At 66.6% G+C, this 19294-nt stretch carries 21 protein-coding genes; 8 read left to right on the forward strand and 13 right to left on the reverse strand.

Going from position 1 to position 19294, the window contains the following annotated elements; all coding sequences use genetic code 11:
* Positions 1-64 precede the first annotated feature (64 nt).
* Positions 65-1909 carry a potassium transporter Kup gene (locus tag ACSFB7_RS13135; protein ID WP_435471041.1) on the reverse strand — a complete coding sequence of 615 codons (1845 nt, stop codon included), beginning with the start codon at positions 1907-1909 and terminating at the stop codon, positions 65-67.
* A gap of 147 nt (positions 1910-2056) precedes the next feature.
* Here ACSFB7_RS13135 and hpnC point away from each other — a divergent pair, with 147 nt between their 5' ends.
* Genes hpnC through ACSFB7_RS13160 form a run of 5 tightly spaced genes read left to right on the forward strand, consistent with a single transcriptional unit; the run spans position 2057 to position 6204 of the window.
* On the forward strand, positions 2057-2971 hold the full coding sequence (gene hpnC, locus ACSFB7_RS13140) for a squalene synthase HpnC (protein WP_435470690.1): 915 nt from the start codon (positions 2057-2059) through the stop codon (positions 2969-2971).
* The gene (gene hpnD / locus ACSFB7_RS13145; RefSeq protein ID WP_435470692.1) at positions 2968-3807 is read left to right on the forward strand and encodes a presqualene diphosphate synthase HpnD; all 840 of its coding nucleotides are present in this window, start codon (positions 2968-2970) and stop codon (positions 3805-3807) included. Before hpnC ends, hpnD begins: the two co-directional genes overlap by 4 nt.
* Complete coding sequence (locus ACSFB7_RS13150; protein ID WP_435470694.1) at positions 3777-4643, forward strand: hypothetical protein; 867 nt, start codon at positions 3777-3779, stop codon at positions 4641-4643. Before hpnD ends, ACSFB7_RS13150 begins: the two co-directional genes overlap by 31 nt.
* Positions 4640-5905 (forward strand): hydroxysqualene dehydroxylase HpnE, encoded by a 1266-nt coding sequence (gene hpnE, locus ACSFB7_RS13155; protein ID WP_435470696.1) that lies wholly within the window; start codon positions 4640-4642, stop codon positions 5903-5905. Before ACSFB7_RS13150 ends, hpnE begins: the two co-directional genes overlap by 4 nt.
* A complete protein-coding gene (locus tag ACSFB7_RS13160) occupies positions 5902-6204 on the forward strand; it encodes a hypothetical protein (protein ID WP_435470698.1) in 303 nt (100 codons plus the stop codon). The genes hpnE and ACSFB7_RS13160 overlap by 4 nt, the downstream gene beginning before the upstream one ends.
* Before the next feature lie 15 nt (positions 6205-6219).
* Here ACSFB7_RS13160 and ACSFB7_RS13165 read toward each other — a convergent pair whose 3' ends face one another.
* Entirely contained in the window at positions 6220-6864 is a 645-nt protein-coding gene (locus ACSFB7_RS13165) for a LysE family translocator (RefSeq protein ID WP_435470700.1), read from the reverse strand.
* Between the two features lie 111 nt (positions 6865-6975).
* Between ACSFB7_RS13165 and ACSFB7_RS13170 the strand changes: the two genes are divergently transcribed.
* A complete protein-coding gene (locus ACSFB7_RS13170; RefSeq protein WP_435470702.1) occupies positions 6976-7281 on the forward strand; it encodes an NIPSNAP family protein in 306 nt (101 codons plus the stop codon).
* A 12-nt stretch (positions 7282-7293) separates the two neighbouring features.
* On the opposite strand, the gene ACSFB7_RS13175 is transcribed toward ACSFB7_RS13170, so the two are convergent.
* The gene (locus ACSFB7_RS13175; RefSeq protein ID WP_435470704.1) at positions 7294-8025 is read right to left on the reverse strand and encodes an HAD family hydrolase; all 732 of its coding nucleotides are present in this window, start codon (positions 8023-8025) and stop codon (positions 7294-7296) included.
* A gap of 15 nt (positions 8026-8040) precedes the next feature.
* Here ACSFB7_RS13175 and hemH point away from each other — a divergent pair, with 15 nt between their 5' ends.
* Positions 8041-9078 (forward strand): ferrochelatase, encoded by a 1038-nt coding sequence (gene hemH, locus ACSFB7_RS13180; RefSeq protein WP_435470706.1) that lies wholly within the window; start codon positions 8041-8043, stop codon positions 9076-9078.
* Positions 9075-9923 carry a class I SAM-dependent methyltransferase gene (locus ACSFB7_RS13185; protein ID WP_435470708.1) on the forward strand — a complete coding sequence of 283 codons (849 nt, stop codon included), beginning with the start codon at positions 9075-9077 and terminating at the stop codon, positions 9921-9923. Before hemH ends, ACSFB7_RS13185 begins: the two co-directional genes overlap by 4 nt.
* A 34-nt stretch (positions 9924-9957) precedes the next feature.
* Here the strand turns inward: ACSFB7_RS13185 and ACSFB7_RS13190 are convergent, their stop codons facing one another.
* From ACSFB7_RS13190 to ACSFB7_RS13235, 10 genes are all read right to left on the reverse strand, one after another.
* Positions 9958-10521: a thioredoxin family protein gene (locus ACSFB7_RS13190; RefSeq protein WP_435471043.1), complete on the reverse strand. Its 564-nt coding sequence runs from the start codon at positions 10519-10521 to the stop codon at positions 9958-9960.
* 134 nt (positions 10522-10655) lie between these two features.
* Positions 10656-11162 (reverse strand): DUF1993 domain-containing protein, encoded by a 507-nt coding sequence (locus tag ACSFB7_RS13195; RefSeq protein ID WP_435470709.1) that lies wholly within the window; start codon positions 11160-11162, stop codon positions 10656-10658.
* Between the two features lie 55 nt (positions 11163-11217).
* The gene (locus ACSFB7_RS13200) at positions 11218-12108 is read right to left on the reverse strand and encodes an alpha/beta fold hydrolase (protein WP_435470711.1); all 891 of its coding nucleotides are present in this window, start codon (positions 12106-12108) and stop codon (positions 11218-11220) included.
* Entirely contained in the window at positions 12105-13172 is a 1068-nt protein-coding gene (locus tag ACSFB7_RS13205) for a branched-chain amino acid ABC transporter permease (protein WP_093241465.1), read from the reverse strand. The genes ACSFB7_RS13200 and ACSFB7_RS13205 overlap by 4 nt, the downstream gene beginning before the upstream one ends.
* 16 nt (positions 13173-13188) lie before the next feature.
* Complete coding sequence (locus tag ACSFB7_RS13210; protein WP_435470714.1) at positions 13189-14172, reverse strand: branched-chain amino acid ABC transporter permease; 984 nt, start codon at positions 14170-14172, stop codon at positions 13189-13191.
* A 154-nt stretch (positions 14173-14326) separates the two neighbouring features.
* Positions 14327-15055 (reverse strand): ABC transporter ATP-binding protein, encoded by a 729-nt coding sequence (locus tag ACSFB7_RS13215; protein ID WP_435470716.1) that lies wholly within the window; start codon positions 15053-15055, stop codon positions 14327-14329.
* Positions 15056-15200: 145 nt separating this feature from the next.
* On the reverse strand, positions 15201-15968 hold the full coding sequence (locus tag ACSFB7_RS13220; RefSeq protein WP_435470718.1) for an ABC transporter ATP-binding protein: 768 nt from the start codon (positions 15966-15968) through the stop codon (positions 15201-15203).
* 44 nt (positions 15969-16012) lie between these two features.
* Entirely contained in the window at positions 16013-17464 is a 1452-nt protein-coding gene (locus tag ACSFB7_RS13225) for an extracellular catalytic domain type 2 short-chain-length polyhydroxyalkanoate depolymerase (protein WP_435470720.1), read from the reverse strand.
* Positions 17465-17714: 250 nt separating this feature from the next.
* Positions 17715-18902: a substrate-binding domain-containing protein gene (locus ACSFB7_RS13230; protein ID WP_435470722.1), complete on the reverse strand. Its 1188-nt coding sequence runs from the start codon at positions 18900-18902 to the stop codon at positions 17715-17717.
* 156 nt (positions 18903-19058) lie between these two features.
* Complete coding sequence (locus ACSFB7_RS13235; protein WP_435470724.1) at positions 19059-19262, reverse strand: hypothetical protein; 204 nt, start codon at positions 19260-19262, stop codon at positions 19059-19061.
* Positions 19263-19294: the final 32 nt, after the last annotated feature.

Below are 19294 nucleotides of genomic sequence, written 5' to 3' on the forward strand. Positions count from 1 at the left end.
ATTACTGACCCACTGGTTAGTAATCTAGGGTAAACGTGAACTACTGTCAATGACCAACGGGTCACTACGTGCGCTGGCCCATCTCCACCAGCCGGTTGTCCGGCAATTCGAAGTAGTCGGAGGCCCTTCCCGCATTGCGCTGCAGCCAGCCGAACAGCACGCGGCGCACCGGGTTCATGCCCGGCAGGTTCTCCTCGCCCACGGAGGCGCGGGAGACGAAGTACGAGGTCTTCATCGAGTCGATGGCCAGCGTCTTCTGGTAGGCCAGGATGCGGATGAACTCGGGCACGTCGGGCCGTTCCATGAAGCCGTGGCGCGCGGTGACCACCCAGATGCCCTCCATCAACTGCTCGGCCTCGATGCGCATGCTGGCATCGACGCGCGGCGTGTCGCAAGGCGTCACGCGCAGCACGATCACCTGCTCGTGCAGCACCTGGTTGTGCTTGAGGTTGTGCAGCAGCGCATGCGGCACCGCCGTGGCGTCGGGATTCAAGAACACCGCCGTGCCGCTCACGCGGTGCGGCATGTGCAGCGCCAGCGATTCGATGAAGGGCCGCAGCGGCAGGCTTTCTGCAGCGGCCGCCTCCAGCCCCAGCCGCCGGCCCTTGGCCCAGGTGGTGAAGACCACCATCACCAGCGCAGCCACCGCCAGCGTGAGCCAGCCGCCTTCGGCGATCTTCAGGCTGTTGGCAACCACGAAGGTCAGGTCGACCACCGCGAAAGCCACCACGCCCACCACCACCGCAACCTTGTTCCAGCGCCACAGGCCCCAGGCGACGATGCCGGCCAGCAGCGTGGTCGTGACCATCGTGATCGACACAGCGATGCCGTAGGCCGCCGACAGCGCGCCCGAACTGCGAAAGCCCAGCACCAGCAGCAGCACGCCTACCATCAGCAGCCAGTTGACCGCCGGCACGTAGATCTGCCCGATGGCCGTGCCCGAGGTCTGGATCACCCGCATGCGTGGCAGGTAGCCCATGCGCATGGCCTGCGCCGTGAGCGAGAAGGCGCCCGAGATCACGGCCTGCGAGGCGATCACCGTGGCCATGGCCGCCAGCACCACCATCGGCAGCACGCCCCACGCGGGAAAGAGCCGGAAGAACGGGTTGTCGATGGCGGCCGGGTTCGCCAGCACCAGCGCGCCCTGCCCGAAATAGTTCAGCACCAAGCCCGGCAGCGCGATGAAGAGCCACGCCAGCCGGATCGGCTTGGCGCCGAAGTGCCCCATGTCGGCATACAGCGCCTCGCCGCCCGTGAAGGCCAGGAACACCGCGCCCAGCACCGCGAGCGACTGGGCCCGGTGCTCGATCAGAAAGCCGAAGGCGCGACGCGGATCGAGGGCGGCCAGCACCTGCGGCTGCTGCAGCACCTGCCACAGACCGGCCGCGGCCAGCACGATGAACCACAGCAGCATGACCGGCCCGAACACCTTGCCGACCACGCCCGTGCCCTTCTTCTGCACCATGAACAGCGCGATCAGGATCACCACCGTGATCGGGATCACCGCCCGCTGCAGCACCGGCGCCTGCACCTCCAGCCCCTCGACCGCCGACAGCACCGAGATGGCCGGCGTAATCAGGCTGTCGCCATAGAACATGGCCGCGCCCACCAGGCCCAGCAGCCCGATCGCGTTCCACATCCAGGGTTTGGTCTTCGGGCCAGACACCGCGTTGCGCGCCAGCGCCTGCAGCGCCAGGATGCCGCCTTCACCGTCGTGGTCCGCGCGCAGCACGAACACCACGTACTTCAGCGTCACCACGAACATCAGCCCCCAGAAGATCAGCGAGAGCAGGCCCAGCACCGAATCGGGCGAGAACGGCACCCCGTGCTCGGGGTTCATCGTCTCCTTGAAGGCGTAGAGCGGCGAAGTGCCGATGTCGCCGAACACGACGCCCAGCGCCGCGATCATCACCCCCGGCCCGCCCGGATGCGCAGCCTCGCCGTGCGCTGAAACCTGGGGCCTGGGAGCCGAAGCGGATGCTTTCATGAAGCGGAAGTTCAAAGTGACGACGCCGCGAGCATAGTGCCCGGAGATGGCGTCGCGGACAATCGTGGCGTGTCCGCCACTCCCCCCCACGCCGCGCCGCCGGCCCACTACGAGAATTTTCCGGTCGCGTCGTGGCTGTGCCCGCCGCACCTGCGCCCACCTATTGCCGCGATCTACCACTTCGCGCGCACGGCCGACGACATCGCCGACGAAGGCGACGCCTCGCCCGACCAGCGCCTGGCCGAACTGGCCGCCTACCGCGAAGAACTCGCCGCCGCCGCGCGCGGCGAGGTGCTGCCTTCGTCGCGCTGGCCGCAGGTGTTCGGCCCGCTGGCCCACAGCATCGCGCAGTACGCACTGCCCGAAGCGCTGCTCGCCGACCTGCTGAGCGCCTTCATGCAGGACATCGTGAAGACCCGCGACCACGGCACCTACACCGACCGCGCCGAACTGCTCGACTACTGCCGACGCTCCGCCAACCCGGTCGGCCGGCTGCTGCTGCATCTGTACGGCGTGACCGACGCCCAGGCGCTGGCGCAGAGCGACGCCATCTGCAGCGCGCTGCAACTCATCAATTTCTGGCAGGACCCGAGCGTCGACCTGCCGCGCGGCCGCTTCTACTTTCCGCTGACCGACTGCACCCGGCGCAGCCTGACGCGCGAGAACTTCAAGGTTTTTGAGCCGCTTTCGAACGCCCCGCCTCCGCAGGAAGCTATCAATCTGATAGCAATCGTGTCCTCGTGGGCGCGCGAGCTGATGCACGAAGGCGCGCCCCTCGTGCACCGCCTGCCGGGCCGCGCCGGCTGGGAGCTTCGCCTTGTCGTGCAGGGCGGCCTGCGCATCCTCGACAAGATCGAGGACCTGGGCTTCGACACCTTCTCGCAGCGCCCCACCATCGGCAAGACCGATGCGCCCCTGCTGCTCTGGAAGGCCATGCGGATGCGGAGACAATGGCGCCCCATGAAAGCAGCGCCTCCCCGATGACCCCCGAGCAATACGTGCAAGACAAGGCCGCCGCCTCGGGCAGCAGTTTCTATTACGCCTTCCTGTTTCTTCCCAAGCCGCGCCGCGCCGCGATCACGGCGTTCTATGCCTTCTGCCGCGAGATCGACGACGTGGTCGACGAGGTCTCCGACCCCGGCGTGGCCGCCACCAAGCTCGCCTGGTGGCGCACCGAGGTCGCCCAGTCTTTCGCCGGCCCGCCGCGCCACCCGGTGATGCAGGCGCTGATGCCGCACGCCGCCGCCTACGGCATCGAGGCCCGCCAGCTCAACGACGTGATCGACGGCTGCCAGATGGACCTGGACCAAACCCGCTACCTCGACTTTCCCGGCCTCTCGCGCTACTGCCACCTGGTGGCCGGCGTGGTCGGCGAAGTCGCGGCCCGCATCTTCGGTCAGACCGATCCGCAGACCACCGCCTACGCCCACAAGCTCGGCCTGGCGCTGCAGCTCACCAACATCCTGCGCGACGTGGGCGAAGACGCGCTGCGCGGGCGCATCTACCTGCCCGTCAACGAGCTGCAGAAGTTCGACGTGAAGGCGCACGAGATCCTCAACCGCGTTCATTCCGATCGCTTCGTCGCATTGATGAAGTTCCAGGCCGCGCGCGCGCACACCGCGTACGACGAAGCCCTCGCCCTGCTCCCGCTGGCCGACCGCCGCACGCAAAAGCCCGGCCTGATGATGGCCAGCATCTACCGCACGCTGCTGCGCGAGATCGAGCGCGATGACTTCCAGGTGCTCAACCAGCGCGTGAGCCTGACGCCGGTGCGCAAGTTGTGGCTGGCTTGGAAAGTTCAGGCGTTGGGGCGCATCTAGTCGCCACGCCCATGGACCCGTGCCAAGCTCCGTATCGAGATCTGCTCGATGCGATCTACAACAGCAGCCCCGCGGAAGATGTCTTCCAGACGCTGCTTCGCCCATGGCTCGACGCGCACGCGGAAGAACGCGACTGGCTGAATGCGTTCGCGCACAACACCTCGCATGCGCCCATCGCCATCGAGGATTCGTGGCGCCTCTACGCACTCTCGCGCGTCAACCAGGTCTTGCTGCTGGCCTTTCAACGCGATGAAGGCGAAGGCTGGGCAGGCCCGGCTCTGAGCCTGCCGGACTACCTGGCCTTCATGACCGGACTGGGTTGCCGCGTGGCCGATGAAGCGGACTACTCGCCGTTCTTCCATGAGATTGTCGAAGTCAGCGAAGAAAGAAATCGCTCATCGCGGCGCAAGGCCGTTGAACTGGCAAGGGTCGACTGGCCCGCGCTGATGCTGGGCACGATGTTGTTCTCGCGCGCGGGCGTTGCCGTCAGTTGTGCCCTCGGTGTATTGAATCCAGAGATCGCAACGTCCTCGACTCTCTTTTGGGCATGCCGGCGCAAGCACCGGCGCACCTCGGACCTGTCGGATGGCTGGGGCTCCAACTCGCAATGGAGAACGACCTTTCGCCGCGACTACGTCGTTGGCGACGAGTTGCTCTTCAATGCGGACGGCGAGCACGACCTGGCCGCGCCCGGACTGCCGGTCTCCGACGATGACCTGACAGTTGCCGAGCGCATCGAGCTGCTCACTCACAGATGCTTCATCCGCTGCGAGAAGCCGGATGACGACCTGCATCCCTACGGCGACCGAGTCCGGCTTCCCCGTATCCCTGGATGAAAAAGCTCGCCGTCATCGGCGCCGGCTGGGCCGGCCTTGCCTGCGCCGTCGAAGCCACGCGCCTGGGTCACGCCGTCACGCTGTTCGAGGCCGCGCACATGCCCGGCGGCCGCGCGCGCCGGGTCGACAACATCCATGGCATGGCGCTGGACAACGGGCAGCACATCCTGATCGGCGCCTACACCGCGACGCTGCGGCTGATGCGCGAGGTGGGCGTGAACGTCGACACCGCTTTGCAGCGCCTCCCGCTCTCGCTGCGCTTCGCCGATGGCGGCGGCCTGAAGCTGCCACGGCTGCCCGCACCGCTCGACCTGCTGGCCGGCATCTTCACGGCGCGCGGCTGGACGTGGCGCGACAAGTCTTCGCTGCTGCGCACCGCCATCGGATGGCGCCTTGCCGGATTCCACTGCGCGAGCGACACCACCGTGGCTGCCCTCTGCGCCGGTCTCACGCCACGCGTGATGCAGGAGCTGATCGAGCCGCTGTGCGTTTCCGCGCTCAACACGCCGGTCGCCCAGTCGAGCGGCGAGGTGTTCCTGCGCGTGCTGAAAGACGCGCTGTTCAGCGGCAGCGGTGGTGCCGACCTGCTGCTGCCCCGGGTCGATCTGGGCGCTCTTTTCCCCGATGCGGCAATCGAATGGCTCACGACGCACGGTGCCGCGTTGCGCGTCGGCGCCCGCGTGCGTGCCATCGCGCCTGGAGGCGATCAGTGGCGCGTCGACGACGAACTCTTCGATCAGGTCGTGCTGGCCTGTGCGCCATGGGATGCCGCCCGTCTGGTCCGCGCCTCTGGCGTACCGGCCGACCCGTGGTGCGAAACCACCGAGGCATTGCGCTTCGAGGCCATCGCCACGGTCTACGTGCGCGGCGCCTCGCCGCTCGCGGAACCGATGCTGGCGCTGCGCAGCGACCCGGCCACGGCACCAGCGCAGTTCGCCTTCGACCGTGGCCAGCTCGGCGGCCCGCAAGGCGTGCTCGCGCTGGTCGTCAGCGCCAATGAAGCCTCGCGCGAAACCCTGGAGCGACAGGTCATCGCGCAGGCCGCCACGCAACTGGGGCAGACCGGGTTGGAACTGATACAGACCGTGGTCGAGAAGCGCGCCACCTTCGCGTGCACGCCCGCGCTGGCACGCCCCTCCACATCCATCGCGCCCGGCCTGCTGGCCTGTGGCGACTACATCGAAGGCCCCTACCCCGCCACGCTCGAAGGCGCGGTGCTCAGCGGGCTGACCGTGACCAAGGCGTTGAAGAAGACAACATGACCGAATTGCGCTACCTGGACTTCGACTACAGCGAAGACACCGAAGGCAACGGCACCTTCGATGCCATGGCTTCGACCGCCCCGGAAAAAACGCATGAAGTGCTCGCAGAAATCGAGCAGGTGCTGGCCTGGGCGCAAGCCACTTTCCCGGACGGGCGCGGCGCGCTCGATGACGGCGCAACGTGGGACTATGACCTGCAGCAGACGCGCGAAACGCCGCGCTTCGACACCGCCACGTTCTCGCTCAGCGGCACCGCGGATTTCTGCGCCGCGCTGCGCGAACAGTTCGCGCTGGACTGAGCCAGCGCGGCAGCCTCAGGCCGCCTTGTTCGGCAGCCGCAGCAGGCTCAGGCCCAGCAGCACGAATGCGCCACCCGACACGCGGTTGAACACCCGCGAGCGGCGCGGGTCGCCCAACTGCTTCTTCAGCATCCGCGCCAGCAGCACGTAGAACGCATGCGACAGCACCGAGCCCAGGGCAAAGGTGGTCGTGAGCACGGCGAACTGTTCGAGGATCGGCGCGTCCTGCGTCAGGAACTGCGGGAACAGCGCCGAGAAGAACAGGATGCCCTTGGGATTGGTCAGCGCCACCGTCACGCCGTGGCCGAACAGCCGCCACGACGAGGACCGGTTCGCACCCACTGCGGCAGACGGGCTCAGGTCCGAGAACACGCTGCCCCGGCTGCGCCACTGCTTGATGCCCAGGTAGATCAGGTAGGCCGCGCCGGCCAGCTTCAGCGCCATGAAGGCATGGGCCGATGTGGTCAGCACCACGCCCAGCCCGGCCATGGCGGCGGCCGACACCATGAACAGCCCCATCGCATTGCCCAGCGAACTGATCATCGCGCGTCGCGGCCCGACAGAGATCGAATTCGACACCGCGAGCAGCACGGCCGGACCGGGTGTGAAGGCGACGAGCAGCGTCACGCCGCAGAAGATGAGCCAGTTGGAGAGGTGCACTTTCGGATTTCCTGCGCGAAAGGAAGAACAAGACGGGGAGCGGGAAACTATAGTCCGACGGCCCGCCGCCCGCCGGGGCCGCGCCGATTACCCCTCACCTGCGGAAAGAACATGGTCACCTGCTACCTGCGCTACATCGTCGATGCCTACAAGCTCAAGGAATTCGAGCACTACGGCAAGCTCTGGATTCCGCTGGTCGAGAAGTTCGGCGGCCAGCACCATGGCTACTTCCTGCCCTCGGAAGGCACGAACAACGTGGCGCTGGCCATGTTCACCTTCCCCAGTCTCGCCGCGTACGAAACCTACCGCGCCGATTCGATGAAGGACGCCGAATGCCAGGCGGCCTTCAAATACGCAGAAGAGACCCGCTGCATCGTGAGCTACGAGCGCAGCTTCTTCCGGCCGGTCTTCAAGTAAGGCTGGGCCTTATCAAGCGCCCAGTGCCACGCACAGGGCATGCAGGTTCGGCACGATCAATTGCGGCCGCGCGCCATGCACCCATGGCCGCTCGTCGCGCACCAGCCACGCCGCCTGCATGCCGACGTTGAGCGCGCCCACCACATCAAGCTCTGCGTCGTCGCCCACGTGCAGCACGTCTTTCGGCAGCAGGCCGATCGAGGCTGCGGCGGCGCGGAAGATCGGCGCATGCGGCTTGCCGCTGCCGAAGGCGCGCGCATTGAAGGCCGTGCGAAACCAGCGGCCCACGCCGGTCTTGTGGATGTCGGCATTGCCGTTCGAGATCGCGACCAGCGGATAGCGCTCGCTGAGCCACTTGAGCGCCGGCAGTGCGTCTTCGTACAGCGTCACGCGCTGGCGCTCGGCAAAGAAGGCATCGAAGGCCGGCTCGGCCAGCGCCGGGTCTTCGCCTGCGCGTGTCAATGCCGTGCGGATCGATTCGCGGCGCAGCGCGCTCAGGTCGTGTGCAAGATCGGAGCGCTCCTTCGCGGTGGCCTCGCGCAGTTCGCGCAGGATGCCCGGCGTCAGCAGCAGTGAGGCCGTCTTCGGCGCCTCGCGCAGCAGCCATTCCTGCAGCACGATCTCGGCGCGTTCGATGGTCGGCCAGATCGGCCAGAGGGTGTCGTCGAGGTCGAGCGAGATCGCCGAGATGCGCGAGATGTCGAGGGGCGCAGGGCTCGCGGGCGCCGTGGAAGCGGAAGTCATGCCTGAGAATATCGCATGCCTCAAGACAACGAGAAGGTCGCATCGACCGTCGAACGCACCGCCGTGCTCTGGTGCAACCTGGGCTCGCCCGATGCGCCCACCGCCGCCGCCGTGCGCCCCTACCTCGCCGACTTTCTGGGCGACCCGCGCGTGGTTGAAATTCCCAGGCTGCTCTGGGCGCTGATCCTGCACGGCATCATCCTGCGCACGCGGCCTGCCAAGTCGGCCGCGAAGTACGCAAGCATCTGGATGCCCGAGGGCTCGCCGCTCAAGGTGTGGACGCAGAAGCAGGCGACGCTGCTGGCCGGCTGGCTCGGCGAGCGCGGCCATCGCGTGACGGTGCGCGACGCCATGCGCTACGCCAACCCGTCCATCGCCTCGCGGCTCGATGCACTGCAGGCCGAGGGCGCAACGCGCGTGCTGGTGCTGCAGGCCTACCCGCAGTACTCGGCCACCACCACCGCCAGCGTGATCGATGCGGTGAACGACTGGAGCCGCCGCCAGCGCCGCGTGCCCGAGTTCCGCTTCGTCAACCAGTACCACGACGATCCGCTCTACATCGAAGCGCTCGCACAGGGCATCGAGCGCCACTGGAAGACCGAAGGCCGCGGCGAAGTGCTGCTGATGAGCTTCCACGGCATTCCCGCGCGCAACATCGCGCTCGGCGATCCGTACCAGGCGCAGTGCCTTGCCACCGCGCGGCTGCTCGCGGCGCGGCTCGGGCTGTCGGCCACGCAATACCGCGTGACCTTCCAATCGCGCTTCGGCCGCGCCAAATGGCTGGAGCCCTACACCGAACCGACGCTGCGCGAACTCGGTGCCTCCGGCGTGAAGCGGGTCGACGTGGTCTGCCCCGGCTTCCCGGCCGATTGCCTCGAAACGCTGGAAGAAATCGCGATGGAAGGCCGCGAGGCTTTCATGCACGCGGGCGGCGAGGCCTTCAGCTACATCCCCTGTCTCAACGACAGCCCGGCGTGGATCACCGCGCTCGCGGCCATTGCCGAACGCAACCTCGCGGGCTGGCCCACGCAAACACAGGCACAGACGCCATGAAAAAAGAACTGCACGAAGCCAACCGGCTTTCGTGGAACGCGGCGACCGTCGCGCACAACAGCCACAAGGGCGACCAGGCCGCCTTCTTCCGCAACGGCGGCTCCACGCTCTTTCCTGAAGAAGCCGGACTGCTCGGCGATGTGAAGGACCTGACGGTGCTGCATCTGCAATGCAACGCCGGCCAGGACACGCTGAGCATCGCGCGCCTCGGCGCACAGGTGACGGGCGTGGACATCTCCGACGAGGCGATCACCTTCGCCACGCAGCTCTCGGCGCAGTCGGGCATTGCGGCGCGCTTCGTGCGATCGGACGTCTACGACTACTTCCGCGACGCGCAGGCACGCGGCGAGCGCTACGACATCGTCTTCTGCTCCTACGGCACGCTGTGCTGGCTGTCCGACCTGTCGGCCTGGGCGCGTGGCGTGTCGCAGTTGCTCAAGCCCGGCGGGCGTTTCGTCTTCATCGAATTCCACCCCTTCGCGATGGTGTTCGATCCGTCGTGGAAGTTTCACTACGACTACTTCAACGACGCGCCCGTGCTGGAAGACGGCGTGAGCGACTACGTGGCCCAGTCGGGCGACGGCCTCGTGCGCGACGGCTACCAGACCGGCGTGCAGGACTTCAAAAATCCGCACCCGAGCTTCGAGTTCGCCTGGGGCGTGGGCCAGGTGACCACCGCGCTGTCGCAGGCCGGGCTCGCCATCGAGCGCCTGGACGAGTACCCGTATGCCAACGGCTGGAAGCCCTTCGTGGACATGCGCGACATCGGCGGCCAACGCACGGCAGCGCCCGAGGGCATGGCGCGCATTCCGTTGATGTACTCGCTCGTCGCACGCAAGCCTTGATGCGGCGCCCATGGCCCACAGGCCGTGGGCTGCTTCAGACCGCCGACTTGCGCGCCAGCAGCGCCTCGATGGCGGCTTCCATCTCCGCGTACTCGCCTTCGCCGAAGTGCTGCCGCATCACCTGGCCCTTGCTGTCGACCAGGTAGAACGCGGGCCAGTACTGGTTCTTGTAGGCGTTCCAGGTGGTGAAGCTGTTGTCTTGCGCCACCGGGTAGCGGATGTTGAAACGGCCGATCGCGTCCTGCACGTTGCGCGTCGATTTCTCGAACGCGAACTCGGGCGAATGCACGCCCACCACCACGAAGCCCTGGTCCTTGTACTTCTCGTACCAGCGCACCACGTGCGGCAGCGTGTGGATGCAGTTGATGCACGAGTAGGTCCAGAAATCGACCAGCACCACGCGGCCGGCAAGGCTCTTGAGAGTGAGCGGCTCCGAGTTGAGCCACTTGTCGATGCCCGCGAACTCGGGGGCGCGGCCGTAGTCCTGCAGGCCCGGCGACGCGGCGAAAGCGCTGCGCACCGGCCACCCGCCGCCGGTTGCCGCAACGAGCGCGGACGTCCCCACGGCAAGCCCCGAGAACGCCCTTCTGGACAACATGTTCATGATCGCAAACCTCGTGCATGGCAGACCGACAGCGGTCAGGCGCGATTGTTTGCCGCGCACCCTGCGTGCGCGCATGTGTCACGGCAATTTGAACTTTGTCCCGGCGCTGTGAAGGCCGGGTGGTGGGTTCAAAACTTGCCGAGGTAATCCATCTTGCCGACCGGCATGCCCTTGTGGCGCAGCACGTCGTAGGCGGTGGTCACGTGGAAGAAGAAGTTCGGCAGCGCGAACTGCAGCAGGTAGCGCTGCGCGGTGAAATGCGCTTCGCCTTCGCGCTGCTTGATGACCACGGCGCGCTCTTCCTGGCCGTCGATCTGCGAGCGCTCGACGGTCTTCAGAAAGTCCTGCGTCTTCGCGATGCGGGCCTGCAGTTCGTCCCAGGTCTTCTCCTCATCGGGAAAGCTGGGGGCCGTGATGCCCGCGATGCGCGCCACGCCGAGCTTCGATGCATCGCTTGCGCGCTGGATCTGGCCGGCCAGCGTGAGCATGTCGGGCGCGAGCCGCGCCTCGACCAGCGTGGCCGGGTCGATGCCGTTGGCTTGTGCGTGCGCAAGGCTCTTGTCGAGCAGGTGGGTGAGTTGTCCGAGTCCGCGTGCAAAGACCGGCACGGACAGGTCGTACATCGAGAGCGCCATGGGGGTGAGCCTTGAGGTGGTTGGAGTCGGCGGCGATTGTCTCGCCGCCGTGTCTTCAACGACTGGCCGCGCGAATAAACCCTTCGATCGGCTCCAGTTGTGCCGGCACGTTGAGCGCGGGCGCGTGACCGCAGGCAGGCACTTCGATCACCTGCAGCCGCCCGGCCGCGCCGGGACCGCGCCGCGTCATCTCCTCGACCACGCAGGGCAGCACGAGGTCGGACTCGGCGCCGCGCAGACACAGCACCGGCACTTCGATGGCGTCGTAATGCGGCCAGATCAGGTAGTCGTTGTCGTGCACGCTGAACTGCTGAACCATGGCCGGGTCGTAGTGCGGCGTGACGCGGCCGTCAGGCAGGCGCCGCGTCGAACTTTCGGTCAGGCGGCGCCATTGCGCGTCGCTGAGCCAGCCGTAGGGCTTGTAGACAGTGCGAAAGAAGGCCTCCAGCTCGGCCACGGTGTCGAACGCGGGCGGCTGGCCCGCATAGGCACGGATGCGCTCGATGGCCGCCTGTGCCAGCTGCGGCGCGTTGTCGTTGAGCGTGAGGCTTGCGATGCGCGCCTTCATGCGCGGCTCGAACAGGCCCGACGCGCAGACCGTGCCGATGGCGCCGCCCATCGAGGTGCCGACCCAGTGCACGCGGCCGATGCGCAGCTCGTCGCACAGCGCATTGGCGATGCGTGCGTAGAAGGAGAGCTGGTATTCCTCATCGGGCAGCGGGCTCCACTGGCTCAGGCCGCGGCCGATGGTGTCGGGGCAGATCACGCGGAAGCCGCGCGCCGCGAAGTGCTGCGCCAACTCGTCCATGTCGCGACAGGTGCGCGCCAAGCCGTGCCAGGCGATGACCACCGGTGCCTCGGGTGCGCCCCATTCGAGCCAGTGGACTTCACGGCCCGCGAGCTGCGCGTAGCGCGACAACGGCGTCAGGAGGTTGTTGTCGCTCATCGTGCCGCCCTCGCCCGCAGCTTGCCCACGATGCCGGTGGGAAAGTAATACACCGAGAGCACGAACAGCACGCCCAGCCACAGCAGCCAGCGGTCGGGCGACAGCAGCGCCGCCAGCCACGGGAGGCCGCTGGCGGCCTCGTTGCCCAGGCGCAGCAGGTCTTGCAGGTAGCTCTGCGCCACCACGAACAGCACCGCGCCGATGGCCGCGCCGTAGATGGTGCCCATGCCACCGATCACCACGATCAACAGCACGTCGATCATGATCTCGAAGCTCAGCGAGGTGTCGGGCCCGTTGTAGCGCAGCCAGATCGCGAGCATCGCGCCGGCCAGCGTGGCGAACAGGGCCGACAGCACGGCGGCCGTGGTGCGGTACACCACCACGCGGTAGCCGATGGCCTCGGCGCGGAACTCGTTCTCGCGGATCGCCTGCAGCACGCGGCCGAAGGGCGAGTTGACGATGCGCAGCAGCGCCAGCACCAGCACCACGGCCGCCACGAACAGCAGGTAGTAGCAGAGCAGGCGCCCGTCGAGCGAGACGCCGAGGAAAGGCTCTTCGGAGAACTCGAAGCTCGGCGAGATCAGCTCGGGCAGCTTGAAGGTCAGGCCGTCTTCACCGCCGGTGAAGTCCGACAGTTGCGAGGCCAGCGTCTGGAAGGCCGAGGCCACGGCCAGCGTGATCATCGCGAAGAAGATCGCGCGCACCCGCAGCGAGAACAGGCCGATGGCGAAGGAGAGCACCAGCGATACGGCGAGCGATGCACCCAGCCCCACCAGCACCGCGCCCCAGTTGGGGCCCAGCCGCGAAGCCGAGATCGCGATGCCATAGGCACCGATGCCGAAGAACATGGTGTGCGCAAAGCTCACGATGCCGGTGTAGCCCAGCAGCAGGTCGAAGCTGGCGACCAGCACCACGAACACCAGGATCTTGGCCGCGACGCTGAGCGCCTTGACGCCCGGGAAGATGAAAGGCGCGAAGGCCAGCGCCAGGAACACGGCCACCAGCAGCAGCGCCAGCAGGCGGCTGCGCGGCGTGTCGTTGGAGAGAAGTCGTTTCAGGAACATGACGGCTTTCTCTTTCTCAACGATTCGCCACGGGGTACACACCCTGCGGGCGCCACAACAGCACGGCCACCATCAGGAAGATGCTCGCGAACTGCGTGAGTGTCGGCAGCAGGAAGCCGATGTAGTTGGTCATGAGGCCCACCAGCAGCGCGCCGATGAGCGCACCGCCCGTCGAGCCCAGCCCGCCGATGATGATGACGATGAAGATCAGCACGTTGACCTGCGCGCCCATCTGCGGCACCAGGTTCTGCTGGAACAGCCCCCACATCACGCCGCCCAGGCCGGCCAGTGCGCTGCCGACCACGAACACGCCGACGAAGAGCCGGCCGATGCGATAGCCGAGTGACTCGACCATCTCGCGGTCTTGCACGCCGGCACGAATGAGCAGGCCGATCTTGGTGCGGCCCAGCGTCCATGCGAGCAGGCCGAACACCACCACGCCCACGGCCACCGCGAGCAGGCGGTACTTGCTGATGGCGGCGTCACCGATGAGCAGCGAGCCGCGCAGCGCCTCGGGCAGCGGCAGCGGCACCTGCGCCGGACCCCAGATCACCTTGATGAGTTCTTCCCCGATGATCATGCCGCCCATGGTGATGAGGATCTGCTTCAGGTGCTGGCCGTACACGGGGCGCACGATGAAGCGCTCGAACGCAAGGCCCACGGCGCCGGCCACGAGCATCGCGACCAGCATCGCGGGGAACACGGCCACGAGGTTGCGCCAGAGTTCACCCGAGCCCGTCCAGTCGCCCATGAGGCCGAGCACGCTGCTCGCCACGAAGGCGCCGAGCGCGATGAACACGCCGTGGCCGAAGTTGAGCACGTCCATCAGGCCGAACACCAGCGTGAGGCCCGAGGCGATGATGAAGATGATCATGCCCATCGCCAGGCCCGCGACGGTGAGCGTGAGCCAGGTCGAGAAGGAACCGGTGAGCGGCAGCGCGACGAGCGCGAGCACCGGGGCGAGAAGCAGCGGCTTCCAGTCGAAGTCGAGGGCCTTCATTGCAGCGCTCCCTCTTGCCCCCTCTCCCGCTTGCGGGAGAGGGTTGGGGTGAGGGCCAACGGCGCCAACATGAGGGCCTGGCCATTGCACAGGCCGCCTGCCCTCACCCTAGCCCTCTCCCGCAAGCGGGAGAGGGGACAAGACACGAAATACGTCATAGCGCGAGACCCAGGAGAGATTGCTGCAATTGCGCGTCCTCGGAGAACGCCGCCATCGAACCGCTGTGCACCACGCGGCCGTTGTCCATCACCGCGACGGTGTCGCCCAGGCGTTGGGCGAAGTTGATGTTCTGTTCCACCAGCAAAATCGTCACGCCGCTGCGCTTGAGTTCGGCGAACGCGTCGATCATGTTGTTGATCATCACGGGCGCCAGGCCCTTGCTGGGCTCGTCGATCAGCAGCAGCTCGCGCGGCTCGACGATGGCGCGCGACACGGCCAGCATCTGCTTTTGCCCGCCCGACAGCTTGCCGGCCGGGTGGTTCCAGAACTTCTCGACCGCGGGGAAGAGCTTGAAGATCCACTTCAGCCGCGTGTCGTCGATCTGCGCGGCGTTCTTGGCGCCGCGTGCGGCAAGCAGCATGTTCTCTTTCACCGTGAGGTCCGAGAAGATACCCATGTTCTCGGGCACGTAGGCAATGCCCAGGCCCGCGATCTGCGGGGTCTGCAGCGCCGTGATGTCCTTGTCGGCAAAGCGCACGCTGCCCTGCGACGCATGCCACAGGCCCATGATGGTTCGCAGCGTGGTCGTCTTGCCCGCGCCGTTGCGGCCCAGCAGCATCGTGAGCTGACCGCGCGGCACGGCGAGGTCGACGCCGTGGAGGATGTGATACGCCCCGATGTGCGTCTGCACGCCTTCGAGGGTCAACAGGTTCGGGTTGGTCATCGGTCTTGCTCCTTCCCCTTCCGGGGGAAGGTTGGGATGGGGGCGAGCGGCGCTTGAAAGGCCGCAGCGAGGTGAAGGCCGCTTGCCCCCACCCCTGCCCTCCCCCAGCGGGGGAGGGAGAAATTCAGATTCATCATCGGGCGCGTCATGCAGCGGCCTCCTTCGCAACACCCAGGTAAGCCTCTTGCACCACCGGCGAGGCAATCACCTCGGCCGGCTCGCCGTCCGCCACCAGCGTGCCGTTGTGCAGCACGATGATGCGGTCGGCCAGCTCGCGCACCACGTCCATCTTGTGTTCGACCAGCAGGATGGTCTTGGTCTTGTCCTGCTTGAGCTTGCGGATCAGGTCGAGGATGACCGGCGCCTCGGCCGCGTTCATGCCGGCCGTGGGTTCGTCGAACATGAAGACCTTGGGCTCCAGCGCCATCAGCAATGCCACTTCGAGCTTGCGCTGGTCGCCGTGCGGCAGGCTCGCCACCGTCGCATGCTCGCGCGACTTGAGCGCGACGTCGGCCAGGATCTGGTCCGCGCGTTCGGTCAGCGCCTTGTGGTCGCTCCAGATGCTCCACAGGTTCAGGCCGCGCCGGTGCGCGCCCTCGCGCGTGGCCTGCACCGCCAGCCGCACGCTCTCCAGCACCGAAAGGTTCGGGAACAGGTTGGTGAGCTGGAAGGCCCGCCCCAGCCCCGCGTGCGTGCGCGCCGACGGCGACAGGCCCGACAGCAGTTGCCCGTCGAGCGACACCGTGCCCGCGCTCGCCTTGAGCTGGCCCGAGATCAGGTTGAAGTAAGTGGTCTTGCCCGCCCCGTTGGGGCCGACGATGGCCGTCAGCGTGCCCGGCGCGAAAGCGCAGCTCACGCCGTTGACGGCCACGTGTCCCCCGAAGCGAATGGTCAGGTCTCGCGTCTCAAGCATCGTTGGTCATTGCAGATGAAAGTGTGTGTCGATGACGATCGGCTTCAACAGCTGCCGATCACGTAGTAGTTGGGGCCGGTCTGCTTCAGCGTGGTGATGGCGTAGATGTTCCACAGGCCCATGGACTGCCCCGAGCCGTAGGCATAGGTCAGGCCCCACAGCGCATAGGCGCGGCCGGCGATGGTGTGCGTGTAGTTGCTCGCGGTATAGCAGGTTCCGCCACCGCCGCTGCCGGCCGTGGTGCTGCCTGTGGCTGCCGCCGACATCGCACCCGCTGCGCCATTGCCATCGAGCGCGGCCACGGTCCAGCTGTAGCTGGTGGACGGGGCCAGGCCGGTGTCGGTGTAGCTGGTGCCAGTGACGGCCGCGCTGTTGACCTGGCTGCCGCCGCGATAGACGTTGTAGCCGCTGGCGCCCGACACGCTGGTCCAGGCGATCGTCATGCTGCTGCTGGTCGCGCCCGAGGTGCCCACGCCGGTCGGCGCCGGCAGCGACGAACCACCGCCGGTGCTGACCACGCGATCGACCATGGCCTTCAACGCCACCATCTGCGGCCCCGACTTCTTCGCGTAGTTCGCGTTGTCGTAGCCCCACCAGTCCCAGCAACTGTTGGTGGCGGCGGTGCTGGTCTGCGGGTAGAGCAGGATGATGTTGTTGGTGTCAGCCCAGCGGTTGTAGCCGGTCTTCTTCACGTACTGGTCGCTGACGTCGCTGTAGTTCTGCTTGCAGCCGTGCAGCACCAGGTGCACGCGGCACGAGGTGGTGGTGCAGGCCTGCGGCACGTAGATCCAGCCGGTGGCGGCCACGCCGTGGCCGGTGATGAACTCCGACTGGTTGAACTCGGTGAAGGTGCCGCCCAGCGTGCCGTTGTTGCGCGGGTTCAGCGGCCCGTAGAGCTGCGTGAGGATCTCGCCCGCGAGGTCGAAGCCGCAGTTGTTGATGTAGGGCGCGGCGGTGGTGCTGCAGGCACTGCCGTAGTCGTCGGTGACCATCGCGTGGCCCGCGCCGATGTTGTTCTTGTAGACGATGTTGGCCGCCGGCACGAAGCTCTGGTAGTAGGTCTTCAGGTCGTCCATCACCGCCTGCTTGACGGTGTTGTCGGAAGTGCCGGAGAACATGTACACCTTCGATCCGCTCATGTTCGACACCGGATCAATCGCGCCGCTGGCGGCCCAGCTGTTGGTGGTGCTCACGAGCGACGACACCGGAATGCTGGTGCTGTGCGTCATGCAGCGCCCGGTGGCGTTGACCACCGAACCTTCGGCGCAGTAGTACGGGCCACCGGCCACGACACCGGCGCCGCGCTTGAAGGTGGCCGAATAGGCCACGTGCAGTTGCACGGCCGCAAAGCCGCCGGCCGAGAGGCCCGACACGCTCACCTCCGCCGGGTTGGCGCCGAGCGCCGGCAGCGGCACCGCTGCCACGGCGGCCTGCGCCGCCATCGCCACCACCGCAACCGCGGCAAATCCCTTCCAGTTCAATCGCATCGCTTGCATCGCTGTCTCCTTCTGTTGTGGTTTATCGAACGCTTGCTTGACGAATCGGCCGTGGATCGCGCCGCCCACGCCATGAAGGCGCAGGCTGGCGCCTCGCCCGGCGGCCATCCGGGGCGAAATAGGGAGAGGTGCTTCTCGGGTCGCTGAACTTTCAAGAACACCGCGGAACCGGCTTTGCCGGGCCGCAGGTGTTGCCCCCGGTAGGGGGTTGGCGAAGCGACACGAAGTGCGCGCAGCCTGGGGGCGAGCTTTACCTTTTGTTCTTGATGGGGATGTCCATCTCTTCAGGCTTGATCTCATGGACCAGCTCGGGCACGCCCCAGGCGAACGCCGGGTCGACCTTGATCTTGAAGTGGTACATCGACTGCATCGCCTGATGGTCTTCCTTGCGGAAGGTCATCTTGCCCTTGGGCGTGTCGAAGCTCATGCCTTCCATGGTGCTGATGAGCTTGTTGGTGTTGGTGTCGCCGTTGGTCTTCTTCAGCGCCGTCACCACCGCCATCGCGGCCGAGAAACCACCGGCCGTGAAGAAGTCCGGCGGCGTCTTGAACTGCTTGTAGTGCGCCGAGACCATCGCCTCGTTCACCGGGTTCTTCGGGATGCCGAAGTAGTAGTACGCCGCGCCTTCCATGCCCGGCAGCGCCTTGTAGGCCGTCATGGCCGGCAGGATGTTGCCGCCGGTGGAAATCTCGATGCCGTAGCGCTTCAAGTCGAGGTCGACGATCTTGAACGGGTTGCCCGCGCCGGCCCAGACGATCCAGATGACCTTGCGGCCCGGCTGGTCCTTCAGCTTGTCGATCAGGCGCTGCGCACCGGCGGTGAAGTCGGTGGTGGCGGGCGGCAGGTATTCCTCGTGCACCAGCTTCGCCTTCTTGAGCGCGGCGCCGAAGGCCTTCACGCCGTCACGGCCGAAGGCGTTGTCTTGCGCGAGCGTGGCCACGGTCACGCCGGCCTTGTCGACCGCCACCGCATTGGAGATCGCGTCCTGGCTCGAATTGCGGCCGGTGCGAAAGATGTACTTGTTCCACTTGTCGCCGGTGATCGAGTCGGCCACGGCGGGCTCGACGATCAGGATCTTCTTGTATTCCTCGGCCACTGGCAGCATGGCCAGTGCCACGCCCGACGAGGTCGGGCCCACGGCCAGCGCGGCCTTGTCGTCGGAATACGCGGCAGCCAGCAGCGACTTGCCCAGGTCGGGCTTGCCCTGGTCGTCCTTCTCGATGACCACGATCTTCTTGCCGTTGACCATCATCGTGCCGCCGGTGGCGTAGTCCAGGCCCATGGCAAAGCCGGTCTGGGTCTGCTTGCCATAGGCTTCCAGCGCGCCCGTCTTGCTGTAGATGTGGGCGATGCGGATTTCGTTGGACTGGGCCCAGGCGGGAGCGGCGGCAGCGCACGTGGCGAGCGCGGCCAAGGCGACGAGGTGGCGACGGTTCATTCTTTGTCTCCTGAAAATGGTGACTGAATATTGCACAGTTCGTGCCACCCGCCCAACTCATTGATAACAAAGGTTTCTTCATTGGGAAGAAGCCTCATCCGCCTTATTTCAGAACACTTGCAGTGACCGAATTTCAGGCAACTGTCTTTTTATCAGTCAGGGTTTACTAGGGTTTTTGCGCTCGGCAATCCAGCGCTGGAACTCACGCTCGGCCTGCATTCGAAATTCGTTGCGCGTGTGGTTGCAGATCGCATGGGCCAGCCGCCGGTGCTTTTGCGTGCGCACGCCGCCGAGCGTCGAATCGATGAGGTGCTCGATGGTCGCGGACTCGGGCCGGCCATGCGGCTCGTCGAAGTCCATGGGAAGGCCGCACCAGTGGCAGTTGGGGCCGA

This window comes from Variovorax raffinosi, from assembly GCF_051216615.1.
Taxonomy (GTDB): Bacteria; Pseudomonadota; Gammaproteobacteria; order Burkholderiales; family Burkholderiaceae_C; genus Variovorax.